The organism is Xanthomonas sp. LMG 12460, from assembly GCF_009192895.1.
GTDB lineage: Bacteria > Pseudomonadota > Gammaproteobacteria > Xanthomonadales > Xanthomonadaceae > Xanthomonas_A > Xanthomonas_A sontii.
Genome location: NZ_NKUH01000103.1, coordinates 1 through 17554 on the forward strand (window position 1 = coordinate 1; position 17554 = coordinate 17554).

Here is a 17554-nt window from a genome sequence, read left to right on the forward strand (position 1 = left end):
TTCGACAACGTGCCCGGCCCGGCGCTGGACATCGTCGCCTTCAACGCCGGCGCGGCGCTGTACGTGGCCGGCCTGGCCGCTGACATCGGTGCCGGCATCGCCCTGGCCCGTGCGGCCATCGCCGATGGGCGTGCGCGGGCGAAGCTGGAGGCGTATGTGGCGTGTACGCAGGGTCTGGTCGGGGCCCGGGACCCGGGACCCGGGACCCGCTAAGCGCAGGGCGTCGCCGATCTGCGGCCCCTCGTCTCACTCGGGCATGTCGTCGGTTGCACTACTTGCATGGCGGCCCAGGCTGTTGCGGGTCCCGGGTCCCGGGTCCCGGGTCCCGATCCCTTCTTTACCCCACATCGCCGATAATCCGGCCATCCCCCAGGATTCCCACCGCATGAGCAGCGACATTCTCCGCACCATCCTCGCGCGCAAGGCCGACGAGATCGCCGAGCGCAGCGCGCGCGTGCCGCTGGCCGAGCTGGTCGCCCGCGCCGAGGCCATGCCGCCCACCCGCGGCTTCGCCCGCGCGCTGCAGGCGGCCATCGCCAACGGCGACCCGGCGGTGATCGCCGAGGTCAAGAAGGCCAGCCCGTCCAAGGGCGTGATCCGCCCGGACTTCCACCCGGCCGACATCGCGGTCAGCTACGAATTCGGCGGCGCGGCCTGTCTGTCGGTGCTGACCGACGAGGATTTCTTCCAGGGCCACGACCGCTATCTGCAGCAGGCGCGCGACGCCTGCACCCTGCCGGTGCTGCGCAAGGACTTCACCATCGATCCGTACCAGGTGTACGAGGCGCGCACGCTCGGCGCCGACTGCATCCTGCTGATCGTGGCCGCGCTGGACGACCTGCAACTGGCCGAGCTGTCGTCGCTGGCCCTGCAACTGGGCATGGACGTGTTGGTGGAAGTGCACGACATCGACGAACTGGAGCGCGCGCTGCAGGTGCCGGCGCCGCTGATCGGCATCAACAACCGCAACCTGCGCACCTTCGAGGTGTCGCTGCAGACCACCTTGTCGATGCAGGACGCGGTGCCGCGCGATCGCCTGCTGGTCACCGAAAGCGGCATCCTCGGCCCGGACGACGTGGCGCTGATGCGCGGCGCCGGCGTGCACGCGTTCCTGGTCGGCGAGGCGTTCATGCGCGCCGAGGAACCGGGCGAGGCGCTGCGCCAGCTGTTCTTCGCGGCATGAGCGGGCAGGACGCCAGCCCGTATCCGCTGCCGCGCGCCGATGCGCCGCTGGTGGTATTCGATTTCGACCACACCCTGTACGACGGCGACTCCGGCAGCCACCTGTTCGCCTGGCTGATCAAGCGCAATCCGCTGCGCCTGGCCGCCGCGGTGCTGGCCACTCCGTTGCTGGGGCCGCTGGTGGCGATGCTGCCGACCCGCCGCACCGGCATTTCCGGCTACGTCTGGATCGCCAGCTTCGGCCTGCGCCGCGCGCGCGAGTTCAACCGCATCATCGACCAGTACGTGCTGCAGCATCAGGCGCAGATCCGCCAGCGGCTGCTGCCGCAGGGGCTGGAGGTGTTCGCCCGGCACCGCGCCGCCGGCGATCGCGTGGTGGTCGCCACCGGTGCGCCGCCGGAACTGGCGCGCGCCATCCTCGGCTTCGTCGCGCACCAAGACGTGCCGGTGGTCGGCAGCCTGATCGGCCCGCGCCTGGGTGCGGTCACCGCCACGCGCCACTGCCACAACGAGGAAAAGATGCGCATGCTGCGCGAACTGGGCTACGGCGAGATCGCCATGGCCTATTCCGACAGCACCGCCGATCTGCCGCTGCTGCAGGCCGCGGCCGCGCCGGTGGTGGTCAATCCCAAGCACGGCGCGGTGGCGGTGTTCCGCCGGCTGCTGCCGTCTGGCACGCCGATCCTCAACTGGGGCTGCCGCGACCGCGCCGGCGAGGTCGTCGGTTCCCGCTAGGGCGCGCCGCGGCGGGGAAGGCCGGCGTCAGCCGCCGGCAGCCCCGCGGTAAGCGCTGTCGCTGCCCACCAGCGCATGGTGCAGCGGCGCGACCCATTGCCCGCGATCGATGTCGTAGGCGCCGAAGCTGCCCTCGAATTCCCAGTACGCCCAGGCGAAATGGCGTTTCTCGGCGGCGTTGACCACCGCCACCGTCCAGGCCAGGCGATCGGCCGGCGGCGCCTGCTCGTAGGCACCGAACTCGCCCAGCAGTACCTGCCGGTGATGCGCCTTGGCCCAGGCCGCGATGCGGTCGAACTCGCCGTAGAGCTTGGTCCGGTCGGCTGCGCTGCCCCAGCTCACGCCGGTGTGGTCGCGGATGTCCGCCGGGGCCCACGGCGCGCCCTGGTGGGTGAAGCGGAACGGGTTGTAGTAGTGCACGGTGACCAGCAGGTGCGCATCGTCGTCGGGCAGGCGCAGGCTGTCGAGCGCGGTGAAGGAATTGCTGTTGCCCGGGCCCACCACCACCGTGCGGGTCGGGTTGTCGCGGCGGATGATCTGCAGCGCATCGTGCAGCAGGTCGTTCCACACCGCGCTGGTCATCTGGCCGTTGGGCTCGTTGAGGATCTCGAACAGCACCGACGGCGGCGCATGGCGGTAGCGCGGGGCGACCTGGCTCCAGAACGCCAGCAACTTGGTCCGGCACACCGCCGCGTCGGCGGCGCAGGGGTGGAAGTCGTGTTCGTCCAGGATCACGTTCAGGCCCGCGGCGGTGGCCTGGTCGACCACCGTATCCAGCGTCTTCAGCCAGGTCGGGTCGAGCCGGTTGTCCGCGTCCATGTGCGCGAACGCCTGCAGGTTGACTCGCACCGTGCGGAAGCCGCCGTCGCGGATCGTGCGGTACAGCGGCGGGCGGAAGCGCGCCTTCGCCGGGTCGTTCCACAGCGGGTCGTAGCCGAGGATGTTGACCCCGCGCCCGAGCCGGGCGAAGGCGTCGTCGGCCCGTGCGCGCGGCGCAGGCAGCGCCAGGCACAACAGGGCCAGGAGCAATGGGATGGCACGCATGGCGGTCTCGCGGGGCAGGGGAGTGGCGAGACGCGCGGCCATCGGCGGCGGCGTCCCGGCCGCGATCATCGCGCGGTCCACCCATGAGAAAGCGAACGCGGCCTGACCGCAGATCGGGTCACCAGCGCAACGGCTTCAGGCGCCGCGGAGACCGCCTTTGCGAATCCCCAATCCCGACTCCCAAATCCCGGGCGTCAGCCCAACCACCGATACAGCGCCCCGCCCACCTGATACAGGCTGATGCCCAGCACCAGCAGGCCCACCGCCACCAGCACCCAGCGCTCGCGCACGCGCTTGACCAGCAGCGCCGCCAGCGGCGCGGCGAGCATGCCGCCGACCAACAGGCCGAGCACGATGTCCAGGTGCTGCACGCCCATGGTCAGCAGGAAGGTCAGCGAGATCGACAGCGTCACCAGGAACTCGGCGGCGTTGACCGTGCCGATGGTGGTGCGGGCCTGGCCGCCGTGGGCGAGCAGGGTCGAGGTCGCCACCGGGCCCCAGCCGCCACCGCCGCTGGCGTCCAGCAGGCCGGCGACGAAACCCAGCAGCGGCACCCGCCGCACCTCGCGGCGCGGCAGCGCACGGCCGGCCGCGCGCAGCAGGATCAGCACCGCCAGGGCCAGCAGATACAGATAGACGAAGGGGCGGATCAGCTCGCCCGGCAACCGGGTCAGTACGTAGGCGCCGGCGACGCCGCCGACCATGCCCGGCAGCGCCAGGCGCAGGAACAGCCGCTTGTCGACGTTGCCCAGGGCCAGGTGCGACAGGCCCGAGGCGCCGGTGGTGAACACCTCGGCGCTGTGCACGCTGGCGCTGACCACCGCCGGCGGCAGTCCCAGGCTCAGCAGGACCGAGGACGAGACCAGGCCGAAGGCCATGCCCAGCGCGCCGTCCACCAGCTGGGCGGCCAGGCCGACCAGCACGAACCAGTAGAAGGTCTCGCTCAGCACCATCGTGCCGGGCCTCTCGACCCATGGCGGTCAGCGCGCGCCGTACAGCACCACGGTCTTGCCACGGGCGTGCAGGATGCCGTCGACCTGCAGTTTCTTCAGCACGCGGCCGGCCATCTCGCGCGAGCAGCCGACCAGTCGCGCCAGTTCCTGCCGCGACACGCGCAACTGCATGCCCTGCGGGTGGCTCATCGCCTCCGGCTCCTGGGCCAGATCGTGCAGGGTGCGCACGATGCGGTCGGTCACGTCCAGGAACGCAAGGCGGCTGGCCTTGCGCGAGGTGTCCAGCAGGCGCTTGGACAGCTGCACGCCGATCGCGTACAGCACCCGCGGCGCATCGGACGACAGCGAGCCCAGGAACAGCTGGTGCAGGCGCTCGTAGCTGATCTCGGCCAGTTCGCAGGGCGTACGGGTGCGCAGGATCACCTCGCGCTGGTCGGACTCGATGAACAGGCCCATCTCGCCGACGAACTCGCCGCTGCCGAAATAGCCCAGCACCAACTCGCGGTCGTCATCTTCCTCGGCGATGATGCTGACCGAGCCGCTGACCACGTAGTACAGGGTGCCGGCCGGATCGCCTGGCCTGAACACGTCCGTCCGCGCCGGATAGCGGCGACGGTGGCTGTGGGCCAGGAAGCGGTCGATGGTGGCGGTGTCCAACGTCAAAGGACTTGGAGCGATGCGCACAGGTGCTGCAGTGGATGTGTTTCCGGGGCTCATGGCGGCTTCGCTACGGCGTAATTCCCGAAGCTTAACGGGACGCGTTCGCGGCGGCAAACAAGAGACGGACGCCACGTTTCGCAGCGCGGCCATTTGGCTCATAATTGATTGGCTTTCCCCCCGACCCACTTCCAGAGGATCCACGCCGTGGTCAAGCCGTTGCCTCGCCTGAGGCTGCAAGGTTTCAACAACCTCACCAAGGCGTTGAGCTTCAACATCTACGACGTCTGCTACGCGATCTCCGAAGAGGAGCGCCAGCGCTACATCGAGTACATCGACGAGCAGTACGACGCCGACCGCCTGACCCAGATCCTCACCGATGTGGCCGAGATCATCGGCGCCAACATCCTCAACATCGCGCGCCAGGACTACGATCCGCAGGGCGCCTCGGTGACGATCCTGATCTCCGAAGAGCCGGTCATCGACAAGAAGGCCGCCGGCAAGGAGATCATTTCCGACGCCGTGGTCGCGCACATGGACAAGAGCCACATCACCGTCCATACCTACCCGGAAACCCATCCGCAGCACGGTATCGCCACGTTCCGCGCCGACATCGATGTCGCCACCTGCGGCGTGATTTCGCCGCTGAAGGCCCTCAATTACCTGATCGAGAGCCTGGAATCGGACATCGTGATCATGGATTACCGCGTGCGCGGCTTCACCCGCGACGTGAAGGGCAAGAAGCACTACATCGACCACAAGATCAACTCGATCCAGAACTTCCTGGCCAAGAACGTCAAGTCGCGCTACGAGATGTTCGACGTCAACGTCTATCAGGAGAACATCTTCCACACCAAGATGCACCTGAAGGACTTCGACCTGGACCAGTACCTGTTCGAGGAAAAGGCCAAGAATCTCTCGTTCAAGGAGCGCATGCGCATCGAGGCGCTGCTCAAGCGCGAGATCGAGGAGCTGTTCCACGGGCGCAACCTGTCCGAGTAAGCGCTCCACACCGGCGGGACGGCCCGCCCGCAGCACGCGCTGCGACCCCTGCCGACGGCGGCCCGATGTGCAGACATCGGGCCGTTTTCGTTTTCATTTGTCTACGGAGAAAGACAATGCCCTGGATCTACCTGCTGCTCGCCGGTCTGTTCGAGATCGGCTTCGCCCTCGGCCTGAAGTACAGCGAAGGCTTCACCCGGCCGTGGCCGACCGTGGCCACCCTGGCCGGTGCGGGCCTGAGCCTGTGGCTGCTGACCCAGGCGCTCAAGCACATCCCGCTGGGCACCGCCTATGCGATCTGGACCGGGATCGGTGCGCTGGGCACGGCGGTGCTCGGCATCGCCCTGTTCGGCGACAGCGCCTCGCCGGCGCGGTTGGCCTGCATCGGCCTGATCGTGGTCGGGGTGATCGGCCTGAAGCTGGTCGGGCACTGAGCGCAGCCCGCGCGCGCGTGGGCCTCAGGCGGCGGCGATGCGGCGCCGGGTCAGCACCCGGCCGATCAGCAGCCGGTGCGCGACCACCGCCAGCAGGGCGGCGATCGACAGCGCGATCAGCGCGCGGGTGAACACGCTGCCGAGGTTGCCGGCGTGCTGCAGCTGGTCCAGGCGCCCGAAGCGTGCGGGATCGGCATTGGCGTAGGCGATCTCGACCGTGGCGCCGTCCAGCAGCAACGGCGCGGCTTCCGCGCCGCTGGCCTCGAAGGCGCCGCTGTGCAGGCGGCCCTTGCTCTCGAACACATAGTGGAAGCGGTAGCGCACCAGTGGCTCGGTCTGCACGCCGAAGGCGCCGTCGGCGATCACCGGGACGGTGGCGACCGAATGGTCGCGCAGGATCGCGCTGGCCTGGCGGTAGTCGCCGAGCAGGTGATGCAGCAGGGCGCCGCCGCCGATCGCGAACAGGGTCGCGAACAGCAGGCGCGACAACCAGCGGGTCCGGGGCGATGGCAGATGGGGCGAGGATGCGGGCATGACAGTCTGCAGGCGGAGCGCACGCGGGCGCGACTCGGCACGGGTACATCGGTGGCTGCGGCACATGGCGATACCGCAGCCGGAACGGCGTGCGCCGACGTGGAATCAGTCAGCGTTCGTTCACTTTAACGCGATCGGCGCGGCAATGCCAGCCGGGGTGGCATCGGCCCGACCGGCGGGCGGCTACAGCCGATAGGCGACGGCCTTCATCAGTCGCGAGGCGGCGGCCATGACCGTGGGGATCGGCGGCGGCAGGCGCCGCGCCCCGGCCTGTTCGGCATGCTCGGCGTGGCGGGCCTCGTCGGCCTTCATCACTGTCAGCACGTCGCGGCTGCGCAGGTCGGCCGGCGGCAGGGTCTGCAGGTGTTCGTCCAGGTGCGCCTCGACCTGGCGCTCGGTCTCGACCACGAAGCCCAGGTTCCAGCCGTCGCCGCGCAGCCCGGCCAGGGTGCCGATCGCGTAGCTGCCGGCGTACCACAGCGGATTGAACAGGCTGGGGCGGCTGTCCAGCTCGCGCAGCCGCGCCGCGCACCAGGCCAGGTGGTCGGTCTCTTCCTGCGCCGCCTCCAGCAGGTGCGCACGGGTGGCCGGATCGCGCGCGACCGCGGCCTGGCCGAAATACAGGCCCTGGGCGCAGACCTCGCCGACGTGGTTGATGCGCATCAGGCCGGCGGCATGGCGGCGCTCGTCCGGCGCCAGCACCACATCGGCGGTGGCCGCGGCCGGGTAGGGGCGCTGCGCCGGCGGGTCGCCGAATACGGTCTCCAGCGCGCGCTGGGCCTCGACCAGGGCGCGATCGAGCGGGGAATGCTGGCGGCTGGCGGTCATGGGGGAAGCCCGGAAGCGGTGGGGTCCTCGATTTTCGCCGCCGGCCGGTGTGCTGCCAAGCGCGCCACCGCCCCTGGCACCGCAGTCTAGGGCGCACTTGCGCGCGGCGGCCGGGCCACGTAGAATTTCGCCTCTTGCGTTTTTGCAATTCACAACGCGTGGCAAAGTTCCGGCCGTTCGCTGCAGGAATCCGCCCGACCAACCGAGTCTGATCATGAGCACCTTCACTGCTAAGTCCGAGACCGTCCAGCGCGACTGGTATCTCGTCGACGCCGCCGGCAAAACGCTGGGCCGGCTTTCCACCGAACTGGCCCGCCGCCTGCGCGGCAAGCACAAGCCGGTCTACACCCCGCACGTCGATACCGGCGATTACCTGGTGGTGATCAACGCCGAGAAGATCGTCGTCACCGGCAACAAGCTCAAGGACAAGAAGTACCACCGCTTCACCGGCTACATCGGCAACCTGAAGACCGAGAGCCTGGAGCAGGCGCTGGAGCGCCACCCGGAGCGCGTGATCGAAATCGCGGTCAAGGGCATGCTGCCCAAGGGCCCGCTGGGCCGCGCGATGTACCGCAAGCTCAAGGTCTATTCCGGTGCGGAGCATCCGCACGCCGCTCAGCAGCCGCAGGTTCTGGATATCTAATCATGGCGATTTCGCAAAACTACGGCACTGGCCGCCGCAAGTCCTCCACCGCCCGCGTGTTCCTGCGCAAGGGCACCGGCAACATCTCCGTCAACGGCCGTCCGCTGGACGAGTTCTTCGGCCGCGAGACCGCGCGCATGATCGTGCGCCAGCCGCTGGAGCTGACCAAGAACACCGAAAGCTTCGACATCCTGGTCACCGCCACCGGCGGCGGCACCACCGGCCAGGCCGGTGCGATCCGCCTGGGCATCGCCCGTGCGCTGGTCGAGTACGACGAAACCCTGAAGACCGAGCTGCGCAAGGCCGGCTTCATGACCCGCGACGCCCGCGAAGTCGAGCGTAAGAAGGTCGGTCTGCACAAGGCCCGTCGCGCCACCCAGTTCTCCAAGCGCTGATCCATCGCGCCTGGCGTGGGCTCCCTCGGGAGCCTGCTGGGGACCAAGCAAAAGCCCGGCTTCGGCCGGGCTTTTGTCGTTTGGGGTCCGTGGTTTGTGTTGGCTGGCAGCATGTGTGTGTGCCGCCGCGGGTTTGGCGCGAACAGTATTCGGGCGATTGCCCGTCTGGCTTGGGGACTCGGCGTCGCCGCAAAAGATTCATGTCTGCAGAGCTACAGGTCTGCTGAGCCAGGGCCGCGTGTGTCTCGTCGGCATGGGGCGAATGAGTTCGTTTCCCGTCAGCGCCCGCTTCGGTGGATCGAATTCCATCTGGTGGAGTAGCCCCCTTGGAGTCCAAGGGGGCGCGCCGACAGGCGCGGGGATGTGGAAGCGGAAGGGCTGGGGCCCACATCTTGCGCAGCAAGATGTGGGGCGTAGGCGCGAAGCGCCTGCGCAAACCCCGCGCCAAACAAAAAAAGAAGGCCGATCTTTCGATCGGCCTTCTTTTTTTGTTTGGCTGCCCCGGATGGATTCGAACCACCGAATGCCTGAGTCAGAGTCAGGTGCCTTACCGCTTGGCGACGGGGCAATGTGGACTGCAAGTATCGCACGCCTTGGGCGTACACACCATGGTGGCTATGGGTGGACTCGAACCACCGACCCCAGCATTATGAGTGCTGTGCTCTAACCGGCTGAGCTACATAGCCCTGGTGAACCGCCAATTCTTATGGAGAAGCGGGCGGCTGTCAACGGGTTTCTGCGCTGCTTGTGGCCCGGCCGCAGCCATGGCAGAGTCGGAGCCAGTAGATTTTTCAGGAGTCCGCATCGTGATCGATCCGGACGGCTATCGACCGAACGTAGGCATCGTGCTGATGCGGCCGGATGGTCAGGTGTTCTGGGCACGCCGTGTGCGCCGGGACGGCTGGCAGTTCCCGCAAGGCGGCATGAACACCGACGAGACCCCGGTGGAGGCCATGTACCGCGAGTTGCGCGAAGAAACCGGGCTGTTGCCCGAGCATGTGGAAGTGCTCGGCGCCACTCCCGGTTGGCTGCGCTATCGCCTGCCCAGCCGGGCCATCCGCCGCAACGAGCGCCAGGTCTGCATCGGCCAGAAGCAGGTCTGGTTCCTGTTGCGGATGCAGTGCGACGAGAGCCAGCTGAACCTGGAACTGACCGAGACGCCGGAGTTCGACCACTGGCGCTGGGTCGATTTCTGGTACCCGGTGGAGCACGTGGTGCTGTTCAAGCGCGGGGTCTATGCGCGGGCGCTGCGCCACCTGGCGCCGCTGGCGCAGACCATCGCCGGCGCCGGCATCCGCGCCATGCCGACCCTGGCCCAGGAGGCCTGGCTGCCGGGCAATACGGCGGGCCACGAGCGGCCGCGCAAGCGTCCACGCAAGCGCGGCGGGCCCTGGGCGGCGCGGATTAATAACGATTAACGGGCGGAATTGACAACCATTCTCACTTTGGTTTGAATGGGCGCCAGGCGCAGTCCGCGCCGTCCGCCGCCAAGCCCGCCGTGTACGTCTGCATCTGCAATGGGGTCACCGATCGCCAGATCCGCGAAGCCGCCGAAGCCGGCTGCCGCAGCGTGTCCGAACTGACCATGCGCACGGGCTGCGGCGCCACCTGCGGCTCCTGCCTGGACATGGCGGGCGACCTGCTGGAGCGCGCGCTGAGCCGCGAGCTGCCCCTGCCGGTGCTCGGCGGTCTGGCCCGCGCCGCCTGAGGCCGTCGCCGCGCTGCAGCGCGGGATGATCACGATTCGCGTTCCTTCACGCCGCAGCGCGATTCGCTAGAGTCTGCGCTTTCCGGCTTACGCGAGCGATGCAATGAAGGGCGACAGCAAAGTCATCGAGTTCCTCAACAAGGTCCTCTACAACGAGCTGACCGCGATCAACCAGTACTTCCTGCACGCCAAGATGCTGAAGAACTGGGGCCTGAAGGAACTGGCCGAGCACGAGTACAAGGAATCCATCGACGAGATGAAGCACGCCGACAAGCTGGCGGACCGCATCCTGTTCCTCGAGGGGCTCCCCAACTTCCAGGCGCTGGGCAAGCTGCGCATCGGCGAGAACCCCAAGGAAATCCTCGAGTGCGACCTGGCGCTGGAACAGGACGGCACGGTCACCCTGCGCGAAGGCATCGCCTACGCCGAATCGATCCAGGACTACGTCAGCCGCCAGCTCCTGGCCGACATCCTGGAATCGGAAGAAGAGCACATCGACTGGCTGGAAACCCAGCTCGACCTGATCGACCGGATCGGCGAGCCGAACTACCTGCTGACCAAGCTCGACGACTGAATCGTCGGCGCATGAGGCCGCGGCGCTGGCCTGTGTCGGCGCCGCGCAGGATGTTGTTCGCTCTGCGCTCCGGGATGGCGCTGACATGCACGTGCAGGAGTCAACTGTCATGCAGCCGCGACGCGTGGCTGGCGCAAGGTCGCCGCTGATCCCGAACAGCGGCACATGCCGCTCCTGCGAGAGTCCATGCGGCCGACATGGCATCGGCATCGCACCACCTCGCTCTCCTGTGGGAGCGGCTTCAGCCGCGACGCGTTGATGGTGATCGTCGCGGCTGAAGCCGTTTCTGCACGCACCGGGTAGGCGGCGACTGCGGCGGTACGGCGCAAGCGCAGCGAGACCTTCCTGTGCGGACCACCGCAACACGTCGCTGCTGAATCTCGCGGCGTCCTCTGCGCGTGATCGCGGGCGGAGCATGCGGCTTGGCGAAGGCCATGCAGGTGCACCACGACAGCCATGCATGCACAGCGCCACTGTTCCTTTAAGAGTGGCTTCAGCCGCGATGGCGTTACGGGTAGCGCCTTGTCGCGCTGAAGCGCTCCTACAAGAAAGGCAGTAGGCCGTGCGTCGATGTCTTCGATGCACTGTGGCCGGGTCTTGCGGGCGATCGTGTCGCCTGCAGACGCGCCGTAGCGCGATACCACGCTAGGGTTCGGCGGGTTCGGCAGTGTCGCGGACGCTGGCGCGGTAGCCGCTCAGCGCCAGGCGCGCGCGCGCGAACTCGGCGATCACCAGGGCGACCGCGACCACGGGGCGATCCAACGTGCCGGTGCGCACGCCCGACTCGATGCGCAGCGCCGCCGCCGACAGCGCCAGCGCGCCGAGGTTGGCGGCCGAGGACTTCAGCGTGTGTGCGGCCTCGCGCAGCGCGTCGCTCTGCGCCGTCGCCGCCGCCTGCTCCAGGCGCTGGATCAGCAGCGGCGCATCGGCCAGGAACAGCTCGACGATCTGCGCCACGCTGGCCGAGCCGATGACCTCGCGCAACTCGTCGAGCACGGCGATCTCCAGCACCGGCGCCGGCACCGCTGAGGGCGGTTCCGGATCGTCTGCCTCCGGCGCGGCGAGCGGCAGCGTCGACGTTGCGGTGGTGCCGCGCGATGCCAGGTCCTGTTCCAACGCAGGCGCTGCCGGGGGGACGTCGAGCGTGGCGTGATCGGGCGATGGCATCGAGGCGGTCGACGTGGTGCTGGGGCTGGACGCCGTGGCGGCGTCCGTCGTGTGCAGGGTGGTGTGGCGGGTGTCCTGCGCTTCGACGTCCACCGCGTCGGCGAGCGCATCCGCCGCTGGCCCGCTGGCGATCGCCGCGGACCCGTCCGCGGCTGCATCCGCCTCCGGCGCGAACGCCGCGCTGGCCGGCGCGGCCGCCGGCTGCAGCGGCAGCCAGCGCTGCAGGCAGTCCTCCAGCCGCGCGCGATCGAGCGGCTTGGACAGGTAATCGTCCATGCCGGCATCGAGGCAGCGCTGGCGGTCGCCGGCCATCGCGTTGGCGGTCATCGCCACGATCGGCAGGCGCGGGCGCGACGCATCGGCCTCGCGCTGGCGCCACTGCCGGGTAGCGGCGTAGCCGTCCAGCACCGGCATCTGGCAGTCCATCATCACCAGGTCGTACGGCTGCCGCGACAACTGCGCCAATGCGGCGGCGCCGTCCTCGACGCTGTCGGCATGGTGGCCGAGCGATTCCAGCAACCGCCGCGCCACCATCAGGTTGACCGGATTGTCCTCGACCAGCAGCAGGCGGTAGCCGCTGCGCGGCGGCGGCGCGTCGGCCACGACGGTCGTCGGTTCCGCGGCGCGGGCCGGTGCGGGGGCATCCATGACGTCCGTCGCGAAGGCGTCGTGGTAGAACGCGTCGGCGGTGTCGGCGCCATCGCCAGCGGTCTCGCTGGCCAGGCTCGGCGTCGCCGGGGCCAGCGCCAGCATGCTGCGCAGGTCGATGTCCGCCGCCTGCCGCGACAGCAGCGCGCCGTGCGCGCGGATTTCCTCGGGAATGTCGGCCTCGCCGTACAGCCAGATCAGCCGCGCGGTCTGCGGCGCCGGCAGGCGCGCCACCGCGCGTTGCAGGGCGCGCGCGCTCTGCCGCAGTCCATCCAGGTCGCCGATCACCAGATCGTAGGTCGGGCGCACGCTACCGCCACTGCCGTTGCCGCGCAGCCGCTCCAGCGCCTCCTGGGTCGAATCGACCTTGCTCACCTGCACGCCCCAGTTCGGCAGCAGCACGCTCAGGCGCTGCTGCAGGCGCTGGTCGGCGCCGACCAGCAGCGCATGCAGCCGCGGCAGGCCGCCCGGATTCTGCGGCAGGTCGCCGATCACCTTCAGCAGCGGGATCTCGAACCAGAACGTGGCGCCATGGCCCTGCCGCGACGCCACGCCGATGCGCCCGCCCATCAGTTCGACGATGCGCTTGCAGATGGTCAGGCCCAGCCCGGTGCCGCCGTACAGGCGGGTGGTGGAGGCGTCGGCTTGGGTGAAGGCCTGGAACAGGTGCTCCTGGCGCTCGGCGCTGATGCCGATGCCGGTGTCGCGTACCTCGAAGCGCAGCAGGTGCTGTGCCGGGGTCTCGCCGAGCCGGCGCACGCCCAGGTCGATGCCGCCGCGCGCGGTGAACTTGACCGCGTTGCCGAGCAGGTTGCTCAGCACCTGGCGCAGGCGCACCGGATCGCCGCGCACCGGCAGGCGCACCGCCGGGTCCAGTTGCAGCGCCATGCGCAGGCCCTTGGCCTCGGCCGCGCGCTGCATCAGCTCCAGCACGCCGTCGAGCAGTTCGCGCAGGTTGAAGGTGGTGATCTCCAGCTCCAGCCGGTTCGCTTCCAGCTTGGAGTAGTCCAGGATGTCGTCGACGATGCGCAGCAGTTGCAGCGAGGAGGTGTTGGCCGCGCGCAGCATCTCGCGCTGGTCCAGGCCGAGCGGGCCGCGCCCGATCAGTTCCAGCATCGGGATGATGCCGTTGAGCGGGGTGCGGATCTCGTGGCTCATCGTCGCCAGGAACTCGCCCTTGGCCAGCACGGCGGCCTCGGCGGCCTGCTTGGCCTGCAGCAGTTCCTGTTCCAGCCGCTCGCGCACGTGCACGTCGTGTTGCAGGGCGTTGCGCTCGGACTCGGCCAGCGCGGCACGCGCCAGCGCCGCATCCAGGCGTTCGATCTGCTGGCGCGCGCGGCAGCCAGCCAGGGTGGCCAGCGCCGCGGCGGCGGCCATGCACAGCGGCGCCAACCAATGCCACAGCGGCGGCAACGGCAGCGCCAGCGGCGGCAGCGCCAGCAAGGTGCCGGCGACGGCGAGCGCCGCGGCGAAGGTCGCCGGCCGCGGGACGGGCCGACGTCTGCGGACGGACATGGCTAGAGCACCGCGTTCTGGAAGTCGAAGTTCAGCTGGTCGCCGACCGACTGCACCAGGTTGCCCTGGATGAAGTCGACCCCGCCCATCCACATCGCGGCCGCGGCCTGCGCCTGTTCGATCTGCTGGCCGATGATCAGCAGGCCGGCGCGGTGCGCCAGGTCGATGGTGGCGCGCAGCTGGTCGCGCAGTTCGGGATCGGCATGCGCGCCGGCGAAGCGTGCCGACAGGCGCAGATAGCCCAGCGGCAGATGCGCCAGTAGCGCTTCGGCCTCGGCGCCCGGTTCGAACTGGCTGATGCAGAACTGCACGCCCAGCGGCATCAGCCGTGCGCAGAACTGCTGCAGCGTGGCGGTGTGGACCAGCGCATCGTCCAGGCGCAGGTCGATCACCAGCGAGGTGCCGGTGACGCCGCGCCGGCCGATGGTGTCGATCAGCCATTCGGCGAAGGCGGTGCGCGCCAGCGTGCGCGTGGACTGCGAGACGAACAGGCGCAGCGGCGGAGTGGCGTGCTGGTACAGATGCAGCAGGCCCAGCGCGTGGTCCAGCACCTGCTGGTCGAGGTCGGCGAGGCGTCCGCCGGCCTCGGCGGCCGGCAGCACCTGGCCGGCCGAGAGCAGGCTGCCGTCGCGCTGGCGCAGGCGCAGCAGCACCTGGTACTGGGCGATGTCGCCGCCGGCGACGGCGACGATCGGCTGGTAGGCCGGCTCCAGTTGTCCCTCCAGCATCGCGATGCGCTGCAGGTCCTCGTCGGTGCGCGGCGGCACGTAGGCGGCGATGCTCTGCGGATGCAGCCGCGCCTGCAGCGCGGTGCGTTCGACCGCTTCGAGCGCGCTGCCGGCGTCCTCGAAGCCATGACCGAAGTCGGCGTAGCCGATCGCGCAGCGCAGGTGCAGCGCCTCGTCCTCGCGCAACGGGAAGGCGTGGCCGGACAGGGTGTCGCGCAGGCTCTGCGCGCGTTGCCGCTGCGCGTCGGCATCGGCGTCGTCGGCCAGCAGCAGGAAGCTGTTGTCGTTGAGCCGCGCCAGCGGCTGCGGCGCGGTGATGCCGGCCAGGCGGCGCCCGGCCTGCACCATCAGCCGCTCGAACGCGGCGTAGCCATAGCGTTCGCGCAGGCCGAGCGCGCTGGCGATCTCGATGAAGTACAGGCTGCCGGGGCGGCGCGCGCGCAGCGTCGTGTCCAGCAACTGCAGCACGTGGGCGCGGGTCGGCAGGCCGGTCTCGGGGTTGTTCAGCGGCACCGCCTCGGCGTGGCCTTGCTGGGCCTGCTGGCGGGCGCGGCGGATGCGGTTGGAGACCGCGGCGATCAGGTGCCGCGGCCGGATCGGCTTGGTCAGGAAGTCGTCGGCGCCGCTGTCGAGCACTTCGTATTCCAGTTCCGGATCGGCGTCGCCGGACAGGAACACGATCGGCAGCAGCTGGTGCTGTGGCTGCTGGCGGATCAGCGCGGTCAGGCGCATGCCGTCCAGTCCCGGCATGTGCAGGTCCATCAGGATCAGGTCCGGCCGGTAGTCGACCATGGCCTGCTGCACGCCTTCGGCCTGCATCTGCACCTGCGCATGCATGCCAGCGCCATGCAGCACGCTCTGCGCGAACAGCGCCTGCGCGCGGTCGTCCTCGACGATCAGCACGCGGTACGGCGCGGCCGCGGCCGGTGCGGCGGGATCGGAGGCGGCGTCGGCGACGACGAAGGCGGCCGCGTTGGCGTCGCCGGTGCCGTCGTCGTGCTCGCTGGCGGCCAGTGGCGTGGCGGCTGCCGCCAGTTCGGTGGGCACCGGATCGGCCATGCCGTCACCGGCGGCGGGATCGGCGGGCGCCGCGCGCTCCGCGTCGCCGACCCAGCGCCGCCAGTAGTGCGGCGGCGGGGTCTCGGCGCGGACATGGCGCGCGCGCGCGTCCTCGCGAGGGGAAAGCGGAGCGGTGTCGTTGGCGGGCATCGCGTCTGGTTCCTGGGGCGCGTCCAATTATGCGACGAAGTTCACGATGGCTGTGCGCCGGGATGCGAGACGTTGCCGGCCGGTGCCGTCGGCGAGGCCAGCAGGCGGCGCATGCCCCGCCACAGCAGGCGCCATGTCCACCACACCAGCAACGCGCCGAGCGCGCTCGCCGCCAGCACGACGGTCAGTGCCAGCCACGGGTGCGCGAGGGCCAGGGCCAGCGCGGCGATCACCACCGAATCTTCGGCCAGCGAGGCGATCCAGTTGCTGGCCGGTTCCGGCGAGGTGTTGAGCAGGGCGCGGGTGCCGGCCTTGAGCGCGTGGCTGGTCAGCGCCACGCCCGCGCCGGTGGCCAGCGCGCCGGCGCTCAGCTGGCCGTCAGGCGAAAGCGTGGCCGCGGCCAGGAAGGCGCCGGCCGGAATCCGGGTCAGGGTCTGCAGCAGGTCCCACACCGAATCCACGCCGGGGATCTTGTCGGCGAAGAACTCGGCCAGCGCCAGCGCGCCGGAGGTGCCGAGCACCCACCACGACTGCGTCGCCTGCAGCGCCGGCGGCAGCTCCAGCCAGCCGAGCAGGCCGGCCAGGCCGATGCCGAACACGGTCAGGTAGACGCGGATGCCGGCCAGCCAGGCCAGCAGGATGCCGATTACGAAGAGATGGGCGTCGGTCATGGCAGGCGCTCCTGCAAAGCACGGATGCCGGTCACTATCGGCCAAGCCCGCCACGAAGGCCAGCCCGCGGCGCGGGCCGGCCGCGCAGTCCGGCGCCGCTCAGGAGGGTGGCTTACACTAGGTGGCCCAGCAGGCCGACCCGCGAGGATCGACGCCGGCGCCGCCTCGGTGGCGCGGCAGCGCGCATGAACCGACCCGTTCCCCGTTTCCAGATCGTGGCCAATGGCGCCGCGCCCCGCCGCGGCCGCGGGCTGTGGTTGCTGCTCGCCGGGCTGTGGCTGCTGTCGCTGGCGCTGACCTGGTGGCTGGCCAGCCGCCAGGCCGCGCCGCGACTCGGTGCGGTCAGCGCGCAGTTGCGCGAGGCCGAACGCAACCTGCAGGCGCAGCAGCGGCAGATCGAGACGCTCAACCAGCGCCAGGCGACCCTGGCCCGTTCCGACCAGATCAGCCGCGCCGCCAACAACGAGGTGCAGAGTTCGCTGGCGGAGCGCGACGAGGAGATCGCCGGGCTGCGGGCCGACGTGGCGTTCTACGAGCGCTTGGTCGGCGCGACCAGCCAGCGCAAGGGCCTGAGCGTGCATTCGGTGGAGTTCTCCGCCGAGGCCGGCGGCACCTGGCGCTACAACGTGGTGCTGACCCAGAACCTCAACCGCGGCGCGATCAGCCAGGGGCAACTGCGGCTGACCGTGGAAGGCGTGCGCGGCGGCAAACTGACCAGCGTCGGCTGGGACGAACTGCACCAGAAGACCGGTGTGCCCGGGCAGGACTACTCGTTCCGCTACTTCCAGCAACTGGACGGCAGCGTGATCCTGCCCAAGGGCTTCACCCCGCAACGGGTGCGGGTGGCATTGAGCGGCGGCGGGGCGCCGGTCAGCCAGACCTTCGATTGGACATTGGCCGGTAACGGCAAAGGGGAATAATCAGCCT

The 17554-nt window shown here is 69.7% G+C and carries 18 protein-coding genes, 2 tRNA genes and 1 pseudogene; 11 read left to right on the forward strand and 10 right to left on the reverse strand.

What is annotated here, in order from left to right; all coding sequences use genetic code 11:
• The 3 genes and pseudogenes from trpD to CEK66_RS17995 form a co-directional block, all read left to right on the forward strand.
• Nucleotides 1-213 (forward strand): annotated as a pseudogene (gene trpD, locus CEK66_RS17985) (anthranilate phosphoribosyltransferase); the annotation flags it as partial.
• Nucleotides 214-385: 172 nt separating this feature from the next.
• Nucleotides 386-1183 carry an indole-3-glycerol phosphate synthase TrpC gene (gene trpC, locus CEK66_RS17990; RefSeq protein ID WP_017910188.1) on the forward strand — a complete coding sequence of 266 codons (798 nt, stop codon included), beginning with the start codon at nucleotides 386-388 and terminating at the stop codon, nucleotides 1181-1183.
• Nucleotides 1180-1917: a haloacid dehalogenase-like hydrolase gene (locus CEK66_RS17995; RefSeq protein WP_152237829.1), complete on the forward strand. Its 738-nt coding sequence runs from the start codon at nucleotides 1180-1182 to the stop codon at nucleotides 1915-1917. Before trpC ends, CEK66_RS17995 begins: the two co-directional genes overlap by 4 nt.
• A 27-nt stretch (nucleotides 1918-1944) precedes the next feature.
• On the opposite strand, the gene CEK66_RS18000 is transcribed toward CEK66_RS17995, so the two are convergent.
• From CEK66_RS18000 to crp, 3 genes are all read right to left on the reverse strand, one after another.
• Nucleotides 1945-2961: a glycoside hydrolase family 5 protein gene (locus tag CEK66_RS18000; RefSeq protein WP_226978672.1), complete on the reverse strand. Its 1017-nt coding sequence runs from the start codon at nucleotides 2959-2961 to the stop codon at nucleotides 1945-1947.
• A gap of 194 nt (nucleotides 2962-3155) precedes the next feature.
• Nucleotides 3156-3914 (reverse strand): sulfite exporter TauE/SafE family protein, encoded by a 759-nt coding sequence (locus CEK66_RS18005; protein WP_152237831.1) that lies wholly within the window; start codon nucleotides 3912-3914, stop codon nucleotides 3156-3158.
• 27 nt (nucleotides 3915-3941) lie between these two features.
• Complete coding sequence (crp, locus tag CEK66_RS18010) at nucleotides 3942-4631, reverse strand: cAMP-activated global transcriptional regulator CRP (RefSeq protein ID WP_010341415.1); 690 nt, start codon at nucleotides 4629-4631, stop codon at nucleotides 3942-3944.
• A gap of 147 nt (nucleotides 4632-4778) precedes the next feature.
• Here crp and speD point away from each other — a divergent pair, with 147 nt between their 5' ends.
• Nucleotides 4779-5573 (forward strand): adenosylmethionine decarboxylase, encoded by a 795-nt coding sequence (speD, locus tag CEK66_RS18015; protein WP_017910332.1) that lies wholly within the window; start codon nucleotides 4779-4781, stop codon nucleotides 5571-5573.
• A gap of 116 nt (nucleotides 5574-5689) precedes the next feature.
• On the forward strand, nucleotides 5690-6007 hold the full coding sequence (locus CEK66_RS18020) for a multidrug efflux SMR transporter (protein WP_017910331.1): 318 nt from the start codon (nucleotides 5690-5692) through the stop codon (nucleotides 6005-6007).
• A gap of 24 nt (nucleotides 6008-6031) precedes the next feature.
• On the opposite strand, the gene CEK66_RS18025 is transcribed toward CEK66_RS18020, so the two are convergent.
• Both CEK66_RS18025 and coq7 read right to left on the reverse strand, forming a co-directional pair.
• A complete protein-coding gene (locus CEK66_RS18025) occupies nucleotides 6032-6496 on the reverse strand; it encodes a hypothetical protein (RefSeq protein ID WP_017910330.1) in 465 nt (154 codons plus the stop codon).
• Nucleotides 6497-6724: 228 nt separating this feature from the next.
• Nucleotides 6725-7369 carry a 2-polyprenyl-3-methyl-6-methoxy-1,4-benzoquinone monooxygenase gene (gene coq7, locus CEK66_RS18030; protein ID WP_017913963.1) on the reverse strand — a complete coding sequence of 215 codons (645 nt, stop codon included), beginning with the start codon at nucleotides 7367-7369 and terminating at the stop codon, nucleotides 6725-6727.
• A gap of 214 nt (nucleotides 7370-7583) precedes the next feature.
• Here coq7 and rplM point away from each other — a divergent pair, with 214 nt between their 5' ends.
• A complete protein-coding gene (gene rplM / locus CEK66_RS18035; RefSeq protein ID WP_010341420.1) occupies nucleotides 7584-8012 on the forward strand; it encodes a 50S ribosomal protein L13 in 429 nt (142 codons plus the stop codon).
• A 2-nt stretch (nucleotides 8013-8014) separates the two neighbouring features.
• On the forward strand, nucleotides 8015-8407 hold the full coding sequence (rpsI, locus tag CEK66_RS18040; protein ID WP_010341421.1) for a 30S ribosomal protein S9: 393 nt from the start codon (nucleotides 8015-8017) through the stop codon (nucleotides 8405-8407).
• 493 nt (nucleotides 8408-8900) lie between these two features.
• Here the strand turns inward: rpsI and CEK66_RS18045 are convergent.
• Both CEK66_RS18045 and CEK66_RS18050 read right to left on the reverse strand, forming a co-directional pair.
• Nucleotides 8901-8975, reverse strand: a tRNA-Gln gene (locus CEK66_RS18045).
• Nucleotides 8976-9016: 41 nt separating this feature from the next.
• Nucleotides 9017-9093, reverse strand: a tRNA-Met gene (locus CEK66_RS18050).
• 120 nt (nucleotides 9094-9213) lie between these two features.
• Here CEK66_RS18050 and CEK66_RS18055 point away from each other — a divergent pair.
• From CEK66_RS18055 to bfr, 3 genes are all read left to right on the forward strand, one after another.
• Nucleotides 9214-9825: an RNA pyrophosphohydrolase gene (locus CEK66_RS18055; RefSeq protein WP_010341422.1), complete on the forward strand. Its 612-nt coding sequence runs from the start codon at nucleotides 9214-9216 to the stop codon at nucleotides 9823-9825.
• An 80-nt stretch (nucleotides 9826-9905) separates the two neighbouring features.
• A complete protein-coding gene (locus CEK66_RS18060; protein ID WP_017912292.1) occupies nucleotides 9906-10115 on the forward strand; it encodes a (2Fe-2S)-binding protein in 210 nt (69 codons plus the stop codon).
• 103 nt (nucleotides 10116-10218) lie between these two features.
• On the forward strand, nucleotides 10219-10689 hold the full coding sequence (bfr, locus tag CEK66_RS18065) for a bacterioferritin (protein WP_017910327.1): 471 nt from the start codon (nucleotides 10219-10221) through the stop codon (nucleotides 10687-10689).
• A 645-nt stretch (nucleotides 10690-11334) separates the two neighbouring features.
• On the opposite strand, the gene CEK66_RS18070 is transcribed toward bfr, so the two are convergent.
• The 3 genes from CEK66_RS18070 to CEK66_RS18080 are packed head-to-tail and all read right to left on the reverse strand — an operon-like array spanning nucleotide 11335 to nucleotide 16627.
• A complete protein-coding gene (locus CEK66_RS18070) occupies nucleotides 11335-14019 on the reverse strand; it encodes a hybrid sensor histidine kinase/response regulator (protein ID WP_152237832.1) in 2685 nt (894 codons plus the stop codon).
• A 2-nt stretch (nucleotides 14020-14021) separates the two neighbouring features.
• Nucleotides 14022-15956 (reverse strand): EAL domain-containing protein, encoded by a 1935-nt coding sequence (locus tag CEK66_RS18075; RefSeq protein ID WP_152237833.1) that lies wholly within the window; start codon nucleotides 15954-15956, stop codon nucleotides 14022-14024.
• Nucleotides 15957-15997: 41 nt separating this feature from the next.
• Nucleotides 15998-16627, reverse strand: a complete 630-nt coding sequence (locus CEK66_RS18080; protein WP_043093569.1) for a DUF4126 domain-containing protein — start codon at nucleotides 16625-16627, stop codon at nucleotides 15998-16000.
• A gap of 185 nt (nucleotides 16628-16812) precedes the next feature.
• On the opposite strand from CEK66_RS18080, the gene CEK66_RS18085 reads away from it, so the two are divergent.
• The gene (locus CEK66_RS18085) at nucleotides 16813-17547 is read left to right on the forward strand and encodes a DUF6776 family protein (protein ID WP_043093568.1); all 735 of its coding nucleotides are present in this window, start codon (nucleotides 16813-16815) and stop codon (nucleotides 17545-17547) included.
• Nucleotides 17548-17554 lie beyond the last annotated feature (7 nt).